The organism is Sphingomonas sp. J315, assembly GCF_024666595.1.
Lineage (GTDB): Bacteria > Pseudomonadota > Alphaproteobacteria > Sphingomonadales > Sphingomonadaceae > Sphingomonas.
On record NZ_CP088296.1, the window covers coordinates 604,776 to 618,638 of the forward strand.

Genomic DNA, 13,863 nt, shown 5'->3' on the forward strand with positions numbered 1-13,863 from the left:
CCACTTCCCCTCCCTGACTGGGAGGGGAGCATGGCGTCCTACCCCAGATAGCGCGCCCGGCGCTCCGCGCTGGCCAGCATCACGACCAGCGTGGCAACCACCAGCAGCCCCGCAACGAGCGTCGCGGTGGCGATCGGGGGATACTCGTCGCCGAGCTTTTGGTGGATCGCAAACAGCGCCCAAAGGAACGGCAGCGGATACCAGGGATTGCCGCCGGTCCCGACCAGTGCCGCCGCGACGATTAGCCCGCCGACGGTCAATATCGCCGCCGCAATTAGCGGTGCCGGTCCGGGGAGGACGATGTCGTGGAAGTTCAGCGCGGCGGCGATATTGACTATCGTCGCGGCTGTCAGCCACCCGGCCAGCGCGCTAAGCGGCAGGACGGCGGCCAGCCGCTCTCCGGCGGTAAAGCGCGGCATGCTGGCAAAGATGCGCAGGATCGCCAGCAGATTGACCAGCGTGAACATGATGATCAGCACCGACGGGAAGCCGAGCCCCCACAGCTGCGTATAGGCGACCCACACCGCATTGCCCAGAAACGCGCCCGCCGCGTGCCAACCGATCCGCCGCACCAGATGACTGTCCCGCTGCGCCGGCAACAGCTGCCAGATCGCATAGGCGATCGTGCCGAAATAGAGCGGCGCCCAGATGGCAAAGGCCCATCCGGCGGGCGTGATCAGCGTCTGGGTCTGCCCCGATTGCTCGCCGACCGGCTCGCCGATGCCGATCATCGGCAGCAACGGCGTGGCGATCTGCGCAAAGGCAAGGATCAGCGTGGCGACAGCGCGGGGATTGCTCATGGCGCGACAACCTAAGCGGCCAAAATTGGTTCCGCTAGTGAAACGCCCAGCGGAATGTCTTGGCGATCGCCAGCGTCGATCCCCGCACCAGCGGCAACGTGGCAACCGGACGTTGCAGGCCATGCATCGCACGCGCCCAATCGGGGAGCAGATCGACCGCTGCCGCGAAGATCGCCGCCTGCGCCGGCGCCATCGCCAGGCTGGTGGGCGGGTGGCCGAGCAAAAAATGCGCGACCTCGCGCGTGCGATCGTCGACCACCAGTTGCGACCGCATCGCCGCGATCAGCCCCTCCGCCTCGAACCGGCTGCGAGGTACCGGGTCGGCCCCTAGCGCCTCGGCAATCCGCGCGGTTTCGGTGTAATAGACATCTTCCTCCGCCCGGCTGACCGGCACGCCGTAGCGCTGCCACGCGGCGAGGAAGCTCCACATCTCCGTCACATGCACCCACGCCAACAGTTCGGGATCGTCGGCGCGATACGGCGTGCCGTCGGGCAGTACCCCCGCGACTCGTTCATGCACTTCGCGCACCTTGGCGATCGTCGCCTCGGCGATGCCGCGTTCGGCGTAGGTGGTCTCGGCGATGAACCGCGCGGTGCGGCGCAGCCGGCCGAGCATATCCTTGCGGAACGCGCTATGGTCCCACACCCCCGCCAGCACCGCGGGATGCAGCATCTGCAGCAGCAGCGACGCGACCCCGCCGACCATCATCGTTGTGACGTCGCCATGCACGCGCCAGGTGACGCTGTCGCGCGGGAACAGCGCGTCATCGCTGCGCACCACGGGCGTCTCGCCCTTGGCCTGATCGTTGAACGTCGCGCGGATCACGCCGATCAGGCGCTTGCGAAGACCGGCAGCGAGGTCGGGGGGCGGCATCGGGTGAAGCTAGGTTGTCGCGACCCGCGCGGCAATGCTAGTGCGACGGGATGATCGTGCGACTGCTGATCCTGATTGCACTGGTGCTCGGCACCCTGCCCGCCCCTGCGGCGGCGGCACCGCCGTGCCATGAGGCGGCCGGCACGATGGCGACGCCGATGCCGATGGACCACGACATGCCCGCGCCGGAACGCGATCCCGCCCCCGTTATGGGCAAGCCGCTGTGCGTCGGCTGCATCGCCCCCGCCACGATGAAAACTGCATCGGTAGCCGCGCCGCACGCGCTCGTCGCTGCGCATGCTGCCTCCGCTCCGACCCGCGCAATGGCCGGAGCGCTGCTGACGCCCGAACCACCCCCTCCGCGCGGCTGATCGGTCGCGGGCACGGACCCGCATCCCCGATCATTCACGGAGTTTGGACAATGAACACACCTACGACGCTCGCCGCGTTGCTCGCGGCGACGGCGCTGCCGGTTGCGGCCGCAGCGCAGACTCATGACCATAGCCAGCACACGATGCCGGCACCCACCCCCACCCCCACCCCCCACTCCCACGCCCGCGCCGGCTCCCGCACACGACCATGGGCAACATGCGCAACCGACACCGACGCACACCCCCGCCCCGGCCAGGACCGACCACCAGCATCACGGCGACCATCAGGCCGCCGACGCCCCGACGCCCAACGCCCAAATCGCGTCCGGCACCGCCCTGCTCCCCGCAGCCGAGGGCGGCCAGCATGGCGGGCTGCACGCCATGGCCGGCGACTGGATGCTGATGGCGCATGGCTATGCCTGGGGCGCGGTTACCAGCCAGGGCGGCCCGCGCGGCGACGACATGGCGTTCGTCCAGACCATGGGCATGGTCACCGCCAGCCGCCCGCTCAGCGACTCCGCACGGATCGAGCTGCGCGGCATGTTCAGCCTCGACCCGCTGATGGGCAAGCGCGGCTATCCAAACCTGTTCGCGGCGGGGGAGACCGCCAATGGCCGCGCTTTGGTCGATCGCCAGCATCCGCACGATCTGTTCATGGAGTTCGCCGCGCGGGTCGAGGTCGATGTCGCCCCCGGCACCACCGCCTTCCTCTATGGCGGCCCGGTTGGCGAGCCCGCGCTTGGCCCGCCCGCCTTCATGCACCGCCGTTCCGCGCGCTATCAGACGATGTCTCCGATCGCGCATCACTGGTTCGATTCGACCCACATCACCTACGGCGTGGTGACCGCCGGCGTGCGCACCCGCGCATTCCAGCTTGAGGCTTCCGCATTCAAGGGCCGCGAGCCGGACGAGGAACGCTGGGGCTTCGATCCCATCAAGCTCGATTCGTGGAGCCTGCGCGCGACCTTCACCCCCAGCCCCAACTGGGCGATGCAAGTCAGCCATGGCCGCCTCGAAAGCCCCGAAGCGCTGCACGGCGGCAATGACGAGGCGCGCACCACCGCCAGCGTGCATTACGCCCGCGGCGGCCTGTCCGCGACGCTCGCCTGGTCGGCGAAGAACCGAATCCCCGGCGATACGCTCAGCGCCTGGGTGGCGGAGGCGAACTGGGACGTGGACGCGCGCCACAGCCTCTTCGCCCGCGCCGAACTGGTCCGCAACGACGAGCTGTTCCCCGACCACCACCATCCGCTGCACGACCAGCCGTTCCGCGTCGCGCGGTTCGAGGGCGGTTACGCCTACCGAATCCCGCTGGGTGACAAGGTGACACTGGCACTCGGCGGATCGGTCGCGACCTATGCCAAGCCGCAAGCGCTCGACCCCTATTACGGGAAGAGCCCAGTCAGCGGCACCGCGTTCGCCAAGCTGTCGCTCGGCAACTGACTCGCGCGCGTCATCTTGAACCGATAGAGGCCGCCGTCATGCGCTGGTTCCTGCTCATGGCGGCGGTTCTGTTGGTCGTCCACTCCGCGCCTGCCTCCGCCCAGGCCGAAGCGCGCACCCCGGTGACGATCCTGATCGGCATCGACGGGTTCCGCCCCGACTATCTCGATCGCGGGGTCACGCCGGTCCTTTCGAAGCTCGCCAGCGAAGGCGTGCGCGCAACGATGCGTCCGTCCTTCCCGACCAAGACTTTCCCGAATTTCTACACTCTTGTCACCGGCAAGCGCCCCGACCGCCACGGCATCGTCGCCAACCGCTTCGAGGATCCCGCGCGCCCCGGCGAGCGCTTCACCCTCGCATCCGACCAGCCCTATTGGTGGGACCAGGCCGAGCCGCTTTGGACCGCAGCAGAGAGAGCCGGCGTGCAGACCGCCGTCATGTTCTGGCCCGGTTCGGGGGTCGAGATCGGCGGCACGCGCCCGCATGACTGGCAGGCGTTCGGCATGGCAGTGACCGGTCGCCAGCGGGTCGATGCGATCATCGACTGGCTGCGCCGTCCCGCCGCGACCCGACCCCGACTGCTCGGCCTGTATTTCGACACGATCGACACCGCCGGGCATCGCCACGGCCCCGATGCGGCGGAGACGACCGCAGCAGTGGCGGAAATCGACGCGCTGATCGGGCGATTGCTCGGCGAACTCGCCACACTCGGCCAGCCCGCCAATCTCGTCTTCGTCGCCGATCACGGTATGGCGGCGGTGGACGAAAGCCGCCGCATTCAGCTCGACACCGTCGCCGCCGCGACCGATTTCCGGTTGATCGAGGACGGCCCCTATGCCGCAATCGAGCCGCTGCCAGGGCGCGAGGCAGCGCTCGCGACGGCGCTGCTAAAGCCACATCCCAATATGGAGTGCTGGCGGCGCGCCGATATCCCCGCGCGTCTCCATTATGGCCGCAACCCGCGCACGCCGTCCTTCCTGTGCCTCGCCCGGGTCGGCTGGACGATCACCATCCGCCCCGCCGCCGAGCCGCTGCGCCCCGGCGGCGCGCATGGCTATGACCCCGCCGCGCCCGAGATGGCGGCACTCTTCCTCGCGCACGGCCCCGCCTTCGCATGGGGCGTCACCCTGCCCGCATTCGACAACATCCATGTCGCGCCGCTGCTGCGCCTGCTGGCCGGGGTGCCACAGGCGCAGGATGCCGATGGTGACGCGGCGGTGTTCGCCCCGGCGCTGAGACGCTGAACCCTCTTGCCAAAATCCAGTTTCGGATAGAAACTGATCCCATGATCTATTTCGAGGACCTGACGGTCGGGGACAAGGCCAGCTTCGGCTCCTATGCGGTCACACGCGACGAGGTGCTGGACTTCGCGCAGAAATACGACCCCCAGCCATTCCACATCTCCGACGAGGCGGCGGCCAGGACCCATTTCGGGCGGCTCGCAGCGAGCGGCTGGCACACCGCGGCGATGACCATGGCGATGCTGGTGGAGCAGATGAAGGTCCGCCCCACCGCCAGTCTCGGCGCGGCGGGCATCGACGAATTGCGCTGGATCAAGCCGGTCTTCCCCGGCGACACGCTGCGCTGCGAAACCGAATTGCTCGAAAAGCGCGAATCCGAACGACGGCCCGAAATGGGTCGCACCCGCTCGCGCATGCTGGTGTTCAACCAGCATGACGAGCCGGTGCTGAGCTTCATCGCCAACGCGATTGTCGCGCGGAAACCCGCAGTCAATTAGCCCGGACGGCGCCGGTCGCGGCGGTTTTCGCGGCGTAGTTCGCGTCGATCCTGACGATATTCCCGCCGATATTCGCGGCGATCGTCACGCCGCTCCGCGCGCGCTTCGGGCCGCGTCACCTCGCCCTGACGATAGTCCCGGCGATCCTGCCGCCGATCCTGGCGATAGGCGCGGTCATCGCGGCGGCGGTCCTGCGCAAACTCGCGCCAATTCTGTCGCACCTCGCGGCGGTCGCCACGCCAGTTTTGGCGGCGCTGCTCCCAATAGCGGCGCTGGCTGTCGCTCCAACGAATGGGACGGCGATCGCGATCATAGACATAATATCCGGTGCCCGGATAATAATAGTCGCCATACCAGCCCCAATAGGGATCGCCATAACCACCGGCATAATAGCCGCCACCTCCGCCGCCATAGCCGACGGAAACGCCGCTATAGCCATAGCCGTCGGTGCAGGCGGCAACGCCGAGCGCGGCGGCACCGGCAAGCCCGAGCTTCACGATACGCAAACTGAACATGATGCTTCTCCCGGACACCATGGGGGCGCCCTAATCTATTGAGAACAGGGGAGAAGCGGCAGGGGTTCCATACGGCGGCGCTTCTAGATCCTCCCCCGCAAGGGGGAGGTGGCGCCGAAGGCGACGGAGGGGGAGGAACGGGATCGGCCTGAAGGGACAGGACATCGCCGTCCGCCCCCTCCGTCAGCGGCGCTGACACCTCCCCCTGGCGGGGAGGATTACCGGGCGTCAATGCCCGGGAAATTCGGCCAGCGCGGTCACATGCACGCCTTCGGCACGCAGCGCATCCGCACCGCCCAGGTCGGGCAGGTCGATGACGAACGCCGCCTGCGTCACCACTGCGCCCACCTTGCGCAACAGCCGCGCCGCGGCCCGCGCGGTGCCGCCGGTCGCGATCAGATCGTCGATCAGCAACACCCGCGCCCCGGGCGCGACGGCATCGGCATGGATCGCGATGCGGTCGGTGCCATATTCCAGCGCATAGTCCTCAGCGACGGTCGCGCCGGGCAGCTTGCCGTCCTTGCGCACCAGCAATGTCCCCGCCCCCAGCGCCAGCGCGACCGGCGCGGCGAAGATGAAGCCGCGCGCCTCGATCCCCGCGACCAGATCGACCGGCCCGTCCACCGCCTCGACGATCCGCTCGACCGCGCGCGCGAAGCCCGACGGGTCGAGCAGCAGCGTGGTGATGTCGCGGAACATGATCCCCGGCTTGGGAAAATCGGGGATGGTGCGGATCAGCGCGGCGAGATCGTCATTGGTCGGGGTCACGGCATCGCTCCCAAGAAAACGGCCCGGGAATCGCTTCCCGGGCCGCTGGAAAAAGTTCAGGCGAACGTTCAGTCCTTCACGTTCCGCCAGATCTGCTTTTTCGCGCCATAGGCCAGGAAGCAGAAGATCACGAGGAAGATCAGCGTCGCGAGACCGGCGGTCTTGCGCGCTTCCAACTTCGGCTCTGCGGTCCAGGTCAGGAACGCCGCGACGTCCGCCGCATAGTTCTTGGTCGTGGCGGCAGTACCGTCCGAATACGTCACTTGCCCGTCCGCGAGCGGCGGTGCCATTGCGAGGTTGAGCGTGTGGAAATAGGGGTTGTAGTGCAGCCCCTCAGGCGTCTTGGCGTCCGGGAACTTCTTGAGCAGTTCCGCAGGCTGGTCCTGATATCCGGTCAGCAGCGAGTAGAGATAGTTGCTGCCATCCGCGCGCGCCTTGGCCATCAGCGACAGGTCGGGGGGGGATCGCGTTGTTGTTCGCGGCCGCTGCGGCGATATCATTGGCATAGGGCGAAGGGAAACGATCGGCAGGAATACCGTCGCGGGTCGCGGGTTCACCCGTGTCCGGGTTGACCGACGGAACCTGGAATCCCTTGGCGATGGTCTTGATCTGGCCCTCGCTATAGCCGAGCGCGGCAAGGTCACGGAACGACACCAGACGCAGCGAGTGACAGGCGGCGCAAACCTCCTTGTACACCTGCAAGCCACGCTGCAGCTGGCGCTGGTCATAGGTGCCGAACATGCCGGTGAAGCTAAAGCCGCCTTCCGGCGCTTCGGCATGCTTGTGGAATTCCTGCTCGACCGTCTTGGGCGTGGTCAGCCCGTTCGAGAAGGTGTCGATGATCCCAAGGAACAGGGCGAAGACGAACCCCAGCCCGACCAAAAATCCGCCGATGCGAACCATTTTCTATGCCCCTCTTATTCGGCAGCTGCGGTCTGGAGCGGCGAGGTGCCACCCTTGCCGGCGAGCACGGCCTCGGTGATCGAGTTCGGCAGCGGGCGCGGACGCTCCATTGCCGAGACGATCGGCAGGATCACCAGGAAATGCAGGAAGTAATAGGCCGTCGCGAACTGACCGATCAGGATCACGCCCGGGGTCGGGGCCGCGCCACCGACATAGCCCAGCACCAGCACGTCCACGAGCAGGATCAGCAGGAACCAGCGATAGGTCGGGCGATAATTCGCCGATCGAACCGGCGACGTGTCGAGCCAGGGCAGGAAGAACAGCAGCAGGATCGAGCCGAACATCGCCAGCACGCCCCACAGCTTCGCCGACATGATGAAGTCGACGGTAAACGACTTCAGGATGGCGTAGAAGGGTAGGAAGTACCATTCGGGCACGATATGCGCCGGGGTCGAGAGCGGGTTGGCCGGGATATAGTTGTCCGGGTGCCCCAGCAGGTTCGGCGCAAAGAAGATCAGCGACGCAAATACCAGCAGCGCCACGCCCACGCCCACACCATCCTTGGCGGTGTAGTATGGGTGGAACGGCACGGTATCCTGCTCGTCCTTCACCTCGACGCCGGTCGGGTTCGACGAACCCGGAATGTGCAGCGCCCAGATGTGGAGGATGACCACGCCGGCGATCACGAACGGCAGCAGATAGTGGAGCGAGAAGAAGCGGTTGAGCGCGGCATTGTCCGGCGCGAAACCGCCGAGCAGCCAGACGCGGATCGGTTCGCCCACCACGGGGATTGCCGAGAAGAAGCCGGTGATCACCTGCGCGCCCCAGAAGCTCATCTGGCCCCAGGGAAGGACATAGCCCATGAACGCGGTCGCCATCATCAGCAGGAAGATGACGACGCCGAGCAGCCACACCATCTCGCGCGGCGCCTTGTACGAACCGTACCACAGGCCGCGGGCGATATGGATGTACACCACCAGCAGGAACATCGACGCGCCATTGGCGTGCGCATAGCGGATGAACCAGCCCGAGTTCACATCGCGCATGATGTGCTCGACACTATCGAACGCGATGCCCGCATTGGCGGCATAGTGCATCGCCAGCACGATGCCAGTGACGATCTGGATCGCCAGGAACATCCCGGCGAGGACGCCGAAATTCCAGAAATAGTTGAGATTGCGCGGGACCGGATAGCCGGCGCCGACGGCGTTATAGACGAAGCGCGGGAGGGGCAGACGATCGTCCACCCACTTCATCACCGGATGCTTCGGCTCATACTGCTTTGCCCAGGGAAAGCTCATTTCAAGGTGCCCCCCTCAGCCGACCCGAATTACGGTGTCGGAAATGAATGCATATTCCGGAACGACGAGGTTCGTCGGTGCCGGGCCGGTGCGGATGCGACCGGCGGTGTCATAGGCCGAGCCGTGGCACGGGCAGAAATAGCCGCCATACGGCCCCTTATTCTCACCCTCGCCTGCGCCCAGCGGCACGCAGCCGAGATGGGTGCAGACGCCGAGGGTGACCAGCCAGTTGGCCTTGCCCTCCTTGGTCCGCTCGGCCAGAGTCTGGGGATCGCGCAGGTCGGACAGCGACGTCTTGTTCGCCTCTTCGATCTCGGTCGGCGTCAGGTTGCGCACGAACAACGGCTGCTTGCGAAACGTCGCCTTGACCGACTGGCCCGGCTGGATCGCCGAGATGTCGAGTTCGGTGGTCGACAGCGCCAGCACGTCCGCCGACGGGCTCATCTGGTTGATCAGCGGCAGCGCCACGACGCCCGCGCCGACGCCAGCGAAAGCGACCGCGCCGATCGCGAAATAGTCACGACGGCGGGGATCGGCCGGCGCGTCACCCGCGTCACCCGGAGGTACAGCTTCTTCAAGCGTTGCCATGCATCAGCCCTTGCACTTCAAAATTCCGGCGTTTTCACGCCCCTGTCCCGGACGGCGGAGCGCGCGAACGCCACGCCAGGCCCCCGGATTGCCCCCGGTGGCTGGCGGGCCTGATAGACGGCACGGGGCGACTTTGCCAACCGCCTTTTTGACCGGCGCATTACACCGGTTTGTTTTCGACACCGGCCCGCTCCCCCACCCGGCCGCCCATTTCAGAATATCCAGCCGATGGGTGGCCGGGTGGGGGAGCGTGCCGGTGTCGGACTTCAGCAACTGCGCCTTGTGACGGGCGGGCTCCCTGCACTATCGGGGCATGATGCGCCTCGCCCTGTTCCAGCCCTGTATTGCCGGCAATGTCGGTGCGGTCCTGCGCATCGGCGCGTGTTTCGATACGCAGATCGACCTGGTCGAGCCGATGGGATTCGCGTGGGACGACAAGCGCGTGGCGCGCGCCGGCATGGACTATATCGACCATGTCCGCGTCACTCGGCACCGCGACTGGGATTCGTTTCTCGCGACCGTGACCGGCCGCATCGCACTGTTCACCACCAAGGGCGCGTCGCGCTTTGACGAAGCGCAATTCGCGCCCGACGATATCCTGCTGCTCGGGTCGGAGGATGCAGGGGCGCCCGATCATGTCCATGACCGCGCCGACCTGCGCCTGCGCATCCCGATGAAACCGGCGATGCGCTCCTTGAACCTCTCCGTCTCGGCGGGCATCGCCCTGTCCGAAGCGCTCCGGCAAACCAAAGGCTATCCGCAATGATCGAACTCGACCCCCAGCAACAGCGCGCCCGCGCCTGGTTCGAGGAGCTGCGCGACGCGATCTCCGCCGAGTTCGAATCGATTGAGCGTGAGGCCGGGTCGGACGCGGCCTTCGACTATATCGCCTGGGACCGCGTCGATCCGTCGGGCGAGCCAGGCGGTGGCGGCGTGCGCGGGGTGATGAAGGGCAAGGTGTTCGAAAAGGTCGGCGTCAACGTCTCGACCGTCGGCGGCACGTTCGAGGGCGATTTCGCCAAGTCGATCCACGGCGCGGGCGAGGATCCCCGCTTCTTCGCCACCGGCATCAGCCTCGTCGCGCACATGGCCAACCCGCATGTCCCTGCGGTCCACATGAACACCCGCTTCCTGGTGACGACCAAGCGCTGGTTCGGCGGCGGCGCGGATCTGAACCCGCCGATTCCCTATGATGAAGACACTGTGGACTTCCATGCACGTCTGCAGGCGGCATGTGACACGCACGACACCGCGCATTACCCGCGGTTCAAGGCATGGGCCGACGACTATTTCTACATTCCCCACCGCAATGTCCATCGCGGGGTCGGCGGCATCTTCTACGATCACCTCGACAGTGAGGACAATGCGACATGGGAGGCGAATTTCGCCTTCACCCGGGATGTCGGCCGCGCCTTCCTCGATATCTACCCCGCAATCGTCCGCCGCCGCATGGCCACGCCCTTCACCGATGCCGACAAGGTGCAGCAGCTGGAATGGCGCGGCCGTTATGCCGAGTTCAATCTGGTCTATGACCGGGGAACGTTGTTCGGCCTCAAGACCGGCGGCAATATCGACGCGATCCTGATGAGCCTCCCACCGCTGGCGAAATGGTCTTGAAATGGGCCTGATCCCGGTCAAGCCCGGCGAGGTGGCGACGATCGTCACCAGCCTGGAAATGCGCGAAAAACCGCGCCCCCGCCCCCTGCCCGATTCGCCGCTGCGACTGGTGCGCTGGGAAGCGCCGAGCCCCGACAAATACCGGACATTGTTCGCCCGCGTCGGCTCGCCCTGGTTGTGGTTCTCCCGCCTCGTGATGGACGAAACCCGACTGACCGCGATCATCCACGACCCGCGAATCGAGATTTTCGCAGTGGTCGATCCCCGGGGGATCGAGGTCGGGATGCTCGAACTAGACTATCGCGAGACGGCGACGTGCGAGATGTCGTTCGTCGGCCTTGTCCCCGAGCTGACCGGCGCGGGCCATGGCCGCTGGCTGATGGCGCACGCCCTGATGCGCGCTTGGCAGCCCGATGTAACCCGGGTGTGGGTGCACACCTGCACGCTCGACCATCCCACGGCGCTGGGCTTCTACCGGGCGTCGGGCTTCGTGCCATTCAACCGCGTGATCGAAACTTTCGCCGATCCGCGCGTCACCGGGCATTTGCCGCGGGACGCCGCTCCTCACATCCCGTTGATCGACCCGCCCAGCCGCCGATAGATCGCGATCCGCACCAGGGTAAAGAATACCCAGGTCGCGGTGACTGCCAGCGCCAGCGGCACCAGAATCAGCCCGAGCGCGATTTGCGAACCGCCGATCAACGGTGCCAACGCGCCGAACGCAAGCGCGATCGACAGCACGACCGCGCCGATGAACAGCGCCAGACCAACCGCAAAAAAGCCGATCTTCCAGCCATTTTTCTCGCTCAGTTCAAACCCGCGCGTGATCGCCTTCCACGCGCCGCGCTGTGGCTCGGCAGCATAGGCAACGCCCATCATCCAGGTACGCCCGAAGACATAGATGGCAGGAACGACGAGCAGGTACATGCCGAGCTGAATCAGCGCGTTGACGAGCACCCCGATCAGGAAAAAGGGGACGAGCCGCATCAGGCTGGACGTCAGCAAAGCGCCAATCGTCTCACCCCGGCGCAGATACAGGCTGAGGATCGCCAGACCACCAAACTCGGTCAGCGCCATGATCAGCCCCATCCAGCCGAGATTGGACAGGAAGAATGCGTTGATGACCTCGCGGGTCTGTTCGCGATCGCCACCCTCGGGAAGCTGGATGCCGCTGGTCACGGCGAGAATGAAGAGGCCCAGCATCGGCAGGAACAGGAACATCCCCGCGACCGGCCACATCAGGTCACGGTCGGTACGCCACAGGATCGCGGCGTCGCTCAATGCGCCGCGGAACGAGAATTTCATACTGCGGCGGCCGCCTCTTTGCGGGCGAGCAGCGCGATGTAGAGCTTGGCGAGGAACGCGGTGCCCAGCACGGTGAAGCCGGTCGAAACCGTACCGCCGACAATAGTGGTCAGCACCGAGGCAAGCGACAGCCCATCCTCACCCCGCCCGGCAACAAGATACATGACAGCGCCGAACGCCGTGGTGGCGGCAAGATTGGCGACGATCGAGACGATCGCGTAGAGGATCAGCACGCCGACGACCTTTAGCGCAACGCCGCGCGTGAGGCTCCAGGAGCGGGCAATCGCACCAATCGCCAGCCGGTCACCCACAATCGCGGGGACGACCACAGCGAGCCGCGCGAACACCCAGACGGCGAGGACAATGATCACCAGACCATACAGGCTCGCCCACAGGGTGACGCTTTCGGGAATGGTCGGCATCGTACCGCTATCGATCCCGCTGAGGTCGACACCGGCGACCGCTAGCATCACGCCAAGCGGAATGACCAGCAGCAACCCCGCAACCAGCATGACGATTGCGAGCAGCAATGCGGCGGGAAAGCGACGAGTCGCGACGCGCGTCGCATCGCGACCGAGCGACGGGTCGATCGCCAGCGCAGTCACCGCCAGCTGGCCCCAAAAACTGACTAGGGCGAGCAGAAAAACGCCGAGCCCGAGCCACATCGCTGTCGTCGACGGAGCGGTCGGCTGAAGCGAGGAGAGATTGGCCGAGATGGTGGTCGGAACAAAGATCGCGAGCAATGCGATTGGCAATAGATTGCCCAGATTGTCGCTGAGGAATTCCGCAGTACGATCCCAGACACTACCCATACTGACCATGTGAACAGCCCCCTTTGGGTGATCGTTAGCCGATCCGCGCGCGGCGCGCCACATGCTTGCCCACATGCTTGCGCTGGCGCGTCCGGCATCGCATCTGACGACGATGGAACTGGTCGAAGGCATCGAATGGCGCGTCTCCCAAGGGCACGTCCCCTACCCCGAGGCGCTGGCGGAAATGGAGGCGCGGGTTGCGGCAATCCAGGCAGGTGAGGGTCGCGAGCAGATCTGGCTGCTCGAACATCCGCCCGTCTATACCGCCGGGACCAGCGCCGATCCCGCCGAACTGATCGACCCGCGCTTCCCCGTCTTCGCGACCGGTCGCGGCGGGCGCTACACCTATCACGGCCCTGGGCAGCGGATCGGCTATGCGATGCTCGACCTGTCGCGGCGCAACAGGGATGTCCGCTGCTACGTCCATGCGGTGGAGGGTTGGGTGATCGCGGCGCTGGGAGAACTGGGCATCAACGCATTCCGCGCCGAGGGTCGGATCGGCATCTGGACCCGCGATGGTGGCGAGGAGGCGAAGATCGGCGCGATCGGGGTGCGCGTGCGCCGATGGGTGACAATGCATGGCTTTGCGGTGAACCTGGACCCCGACCTCAATGACTTTGGTGGAATCGTCCCGTGCGGCCTGCCCGAATTTCCCGTAACCAGCGCCGCCCGGCTGGGAAAATCGATCTCGCCTGAAACCTTTGACGCGGCGCTGGCGTTTGCGTTCCCGGCCTTTCTCAACTCCGTGGGCGGGGCATGTGCGCGCGCATCCGACAGCAAGGGTTGAGGGCGTGGCGCTAAGCGTTTAATGTCTATCACGGTGCGGGG

At 66.1% G+C, this 13,863-nt stretch carries 16 protein-coding genes and 1 pseudogene; 8 read left to right on the forward strand and 9 right to left on the reverse strand.

Annotated elements, in window-relative coordinates; all coding sequences use genetic code 11:
• Positions 1–38 precede the first annotated feature (38 nt).
• Complete coding sequence (locus LRS08_RS03255) at positions 39–800, reverse strand: hypothetical protein (RefSeq protein ID WP_257844922.1); 762 nt, start codon at positions 798–800, stop codon at positions 39–41.
• Positions 801–834: 34 nt separating this feature from the next.
• Positions 835–1,674: an oxygenase MpaB family protein gene (locus LRS08_RS03260; RefSeq protein WP_260481327.1), complete on the reverse strand. Its 840-nt coding sequence runs from the start codon at positions 1,672–1,674 to the stop codon at positions 835–837.
• 50 nt (positions 1,675–1,724) lie between these two features.
• Between LRS08_RS03260 and LRS08_RS03265 the strand changes: the two genes are divergently transcribed.
• From LRS08_RS03265 to LRS08_RS03280, 4 genes are all read left to right on the forward strand, one after another.
• Positions 1,725–2,045, forward strand: coding sequence for a hypothetical protein (locus tag LRS08_RS03265; protein ID WP_260481328.1), 321 nt, complete (start codon positions 1,725–1,727; stop codon positions 2,043–2,045).
• A gap of 381 nt (positions 2,046–2,426) precedes the next feature.
• Entirely contained in the window at positions 2,427–3,488 is a 1,062-nt protein-coding gene (locus LRS08_RS03270; protein ID WP_260481329.1) for a hypothetical protein, read from the forward strand.
• A 38-nt stretch (positions 3,489–3,526) separates the two neighbouring features.
• Positions 3,527–4,732 (forward strand): ectonucleotide pyrophosphatase/phosphodiesterase, encoded by a 1,206-nt coding sequence (locus tag LRS08_RS03275; RefSeq protein ID WP_257844919.1) that lies wholly within the window; start codon positions 3,527–3,529, stop codon positions 4,730–4,732.
• Between the two features lie 41 nt (positions 4,733–4,773).
• The gene (locus LRS08_RS03280) at positions 4,774–5,226 is read left to right on the forward strand and encodes a MaoC family dehydratase (protein WP_257844918.1); all 453 of its coding nucleotides are present in this window, start codon (positions 4,774–4,776) and stop codon (positions 5,224–5,226) included.
• Here the strand turns inward: LRS08_RS03280 and LRS08_RS03285 are convergent.
• The 5 genes and pseudogenes from LRS08_RS03285 to petA form a co-directional block, all read right to left on the reverse strand.
• Positions 5,223–5,741 (reverse strand): hypothetical protein, encoded by a 519-nt coding sequence (locus LRS08_RS03285; RefSeq protein WP_260481330.1) that lies wholly within the window; start codon positions 5,739–5,741, stop codon positions 5,223–5,225. The genes LRS08_RS03280 and LRS08_RS03285 overlap by 4 nt on opposite strands.
• Positions 5,742–5,969: 228 nt before the next feature.
• The gene (locus LRS08_RS03290) at positions 5,970–6,509 is read right to left on the reverse strand and encodes an adenine phosphoribosyltransferase (protein ID WP_257844917.1); all 540 of its coding nucleotides are present in this window, start codon (positions 6,507–6,509) and stop codon (positions 5,970–5,972) included.
• Positions 6,510–6,577: 68 nt separating this feature from the next.
• Positions 6,578–7,412, reverse strand: a pseudogene (locus tag LRS08_RS03295) (cytochrome c1).
• Between the two features lie 14 nt (positions 7,413–7,426).
• Positions 7,427–8,713, reverse strand: a complete 1,287-nt coding sequence (locus LRS08_RS03300) for a cytochrome b (protein WP_257844915.1) — start codon at positions 8,711–8,713, stop codon at positions 7,427–7,429.
• Positions 8,714–8,728: 15 nt separating this feature from the next.
• Positions 8,729–9,301 carry a ubiquinol-cytochrome c reductase iron-sulfur subunit gene (gene petA, locus LRS08_RS03305; RefSeq protein ID WP_257844914.1) on the reverse strand — a complete coding sequence of 191 codons (573 nt, stop codon included), beginning with the start codon at positions 9,299–9,301 and terminating at the stop codon, positions 8,729–8,731.
• Between the two features lie 316 nt (positions 9,302–9,617).
• On the opposite strand from petA, the gene LRS08_RS03310 reads away from it, so the two are divergent.
• From LRS08_RS03310 to LRS08_RS03320, 3 genes are read left to right on the forward strand one after another with little or no spacing between them, the layout of a single operon-like run.
• Entirely contained in the window at positions 9,618–10,067 is a 450-nt protein-coding gene (locus tag LRS08_RS03310; protein WP_257844913.1) for a tRNA (cytidine(34)-2'-O)-methyltransferase, read from the forward strand.
• A complete protein-coding gene (gene hemF, locus LRS08_RS03315) occupies positions 10,064–10,918 on the forward strand; it encodes an oxygen-dependent coproporphyrinogen oxidase (RefSeq protein WP_257844912.1) in 855 nt (284 codons plus the stop codon). The genes LRS08_RS03310 and hemF overlap by 4 nt, the downstream gene beginning before the upstream one ends.
• A 1-nt stretch (position 10,919) precedes the next feature.
• A complete protein-coding gene (locus LRS08_RS03320; RefSeq protein ID WP_257844911.1) occupies positions 10,920–11,519 on the forward strand; it encodes a GNAT family N-acetyltransferase in 600 nt (199 codons plus the stop codon).
• Here LRS08_RS03320 and LRS08_RS03325 read toward each other — a convergent pair.
• Both LRS08_RS03325 and LRS08_RS03330 read right to left on the reverse strand, forming a co-directional pair.
• Entirely contained in the window at positions 11,483–12,223 is a 741-nt protein-coding gene (locus LRS08_RS03325; RefSeq protein WP_257844910.1) for a hypothetical protein, read from the reverse strand. The two genes, LRS08_RS03320 and LRS08_RS03325, sit on opposite strands and share 37 nt — an antisense overlap.
• Positions 12,220–13,035 carry a hypothetical protein gene (locus tag LRS08_RS03330; protein ID WP_260481331.1) on the reverse strand — a complete coding sequence of 272 codons (816 nt, stop codon included), beginning with the start codon at positions 13,033–13,035 and terminating at the stop codon, positions 12,220–12,222. The genes LRS08_RS03325 and LRS08_RS03330 overlap by 4 nt, the downstream gene beginning before the upstream one ends.
• A 112-nt stretch (positions 13,036–13,147) precedes the next feature.
• Here LRS08_RS03330 and lipB point away from each other — a divergent pair, with 112 nt between their 5' ends.
• Entirely contained in the window at positions 13,148–13,822 is a 675-nt protein-coding gene (gene lipB, locus LRS08_RS03335) for a lipoyl(octanoyl) transferase LipB (protein ID WP_257844908.1), read from the forward strand.
• Positions 13,823–13,863 lie beyond the last annotated feature (41 nt).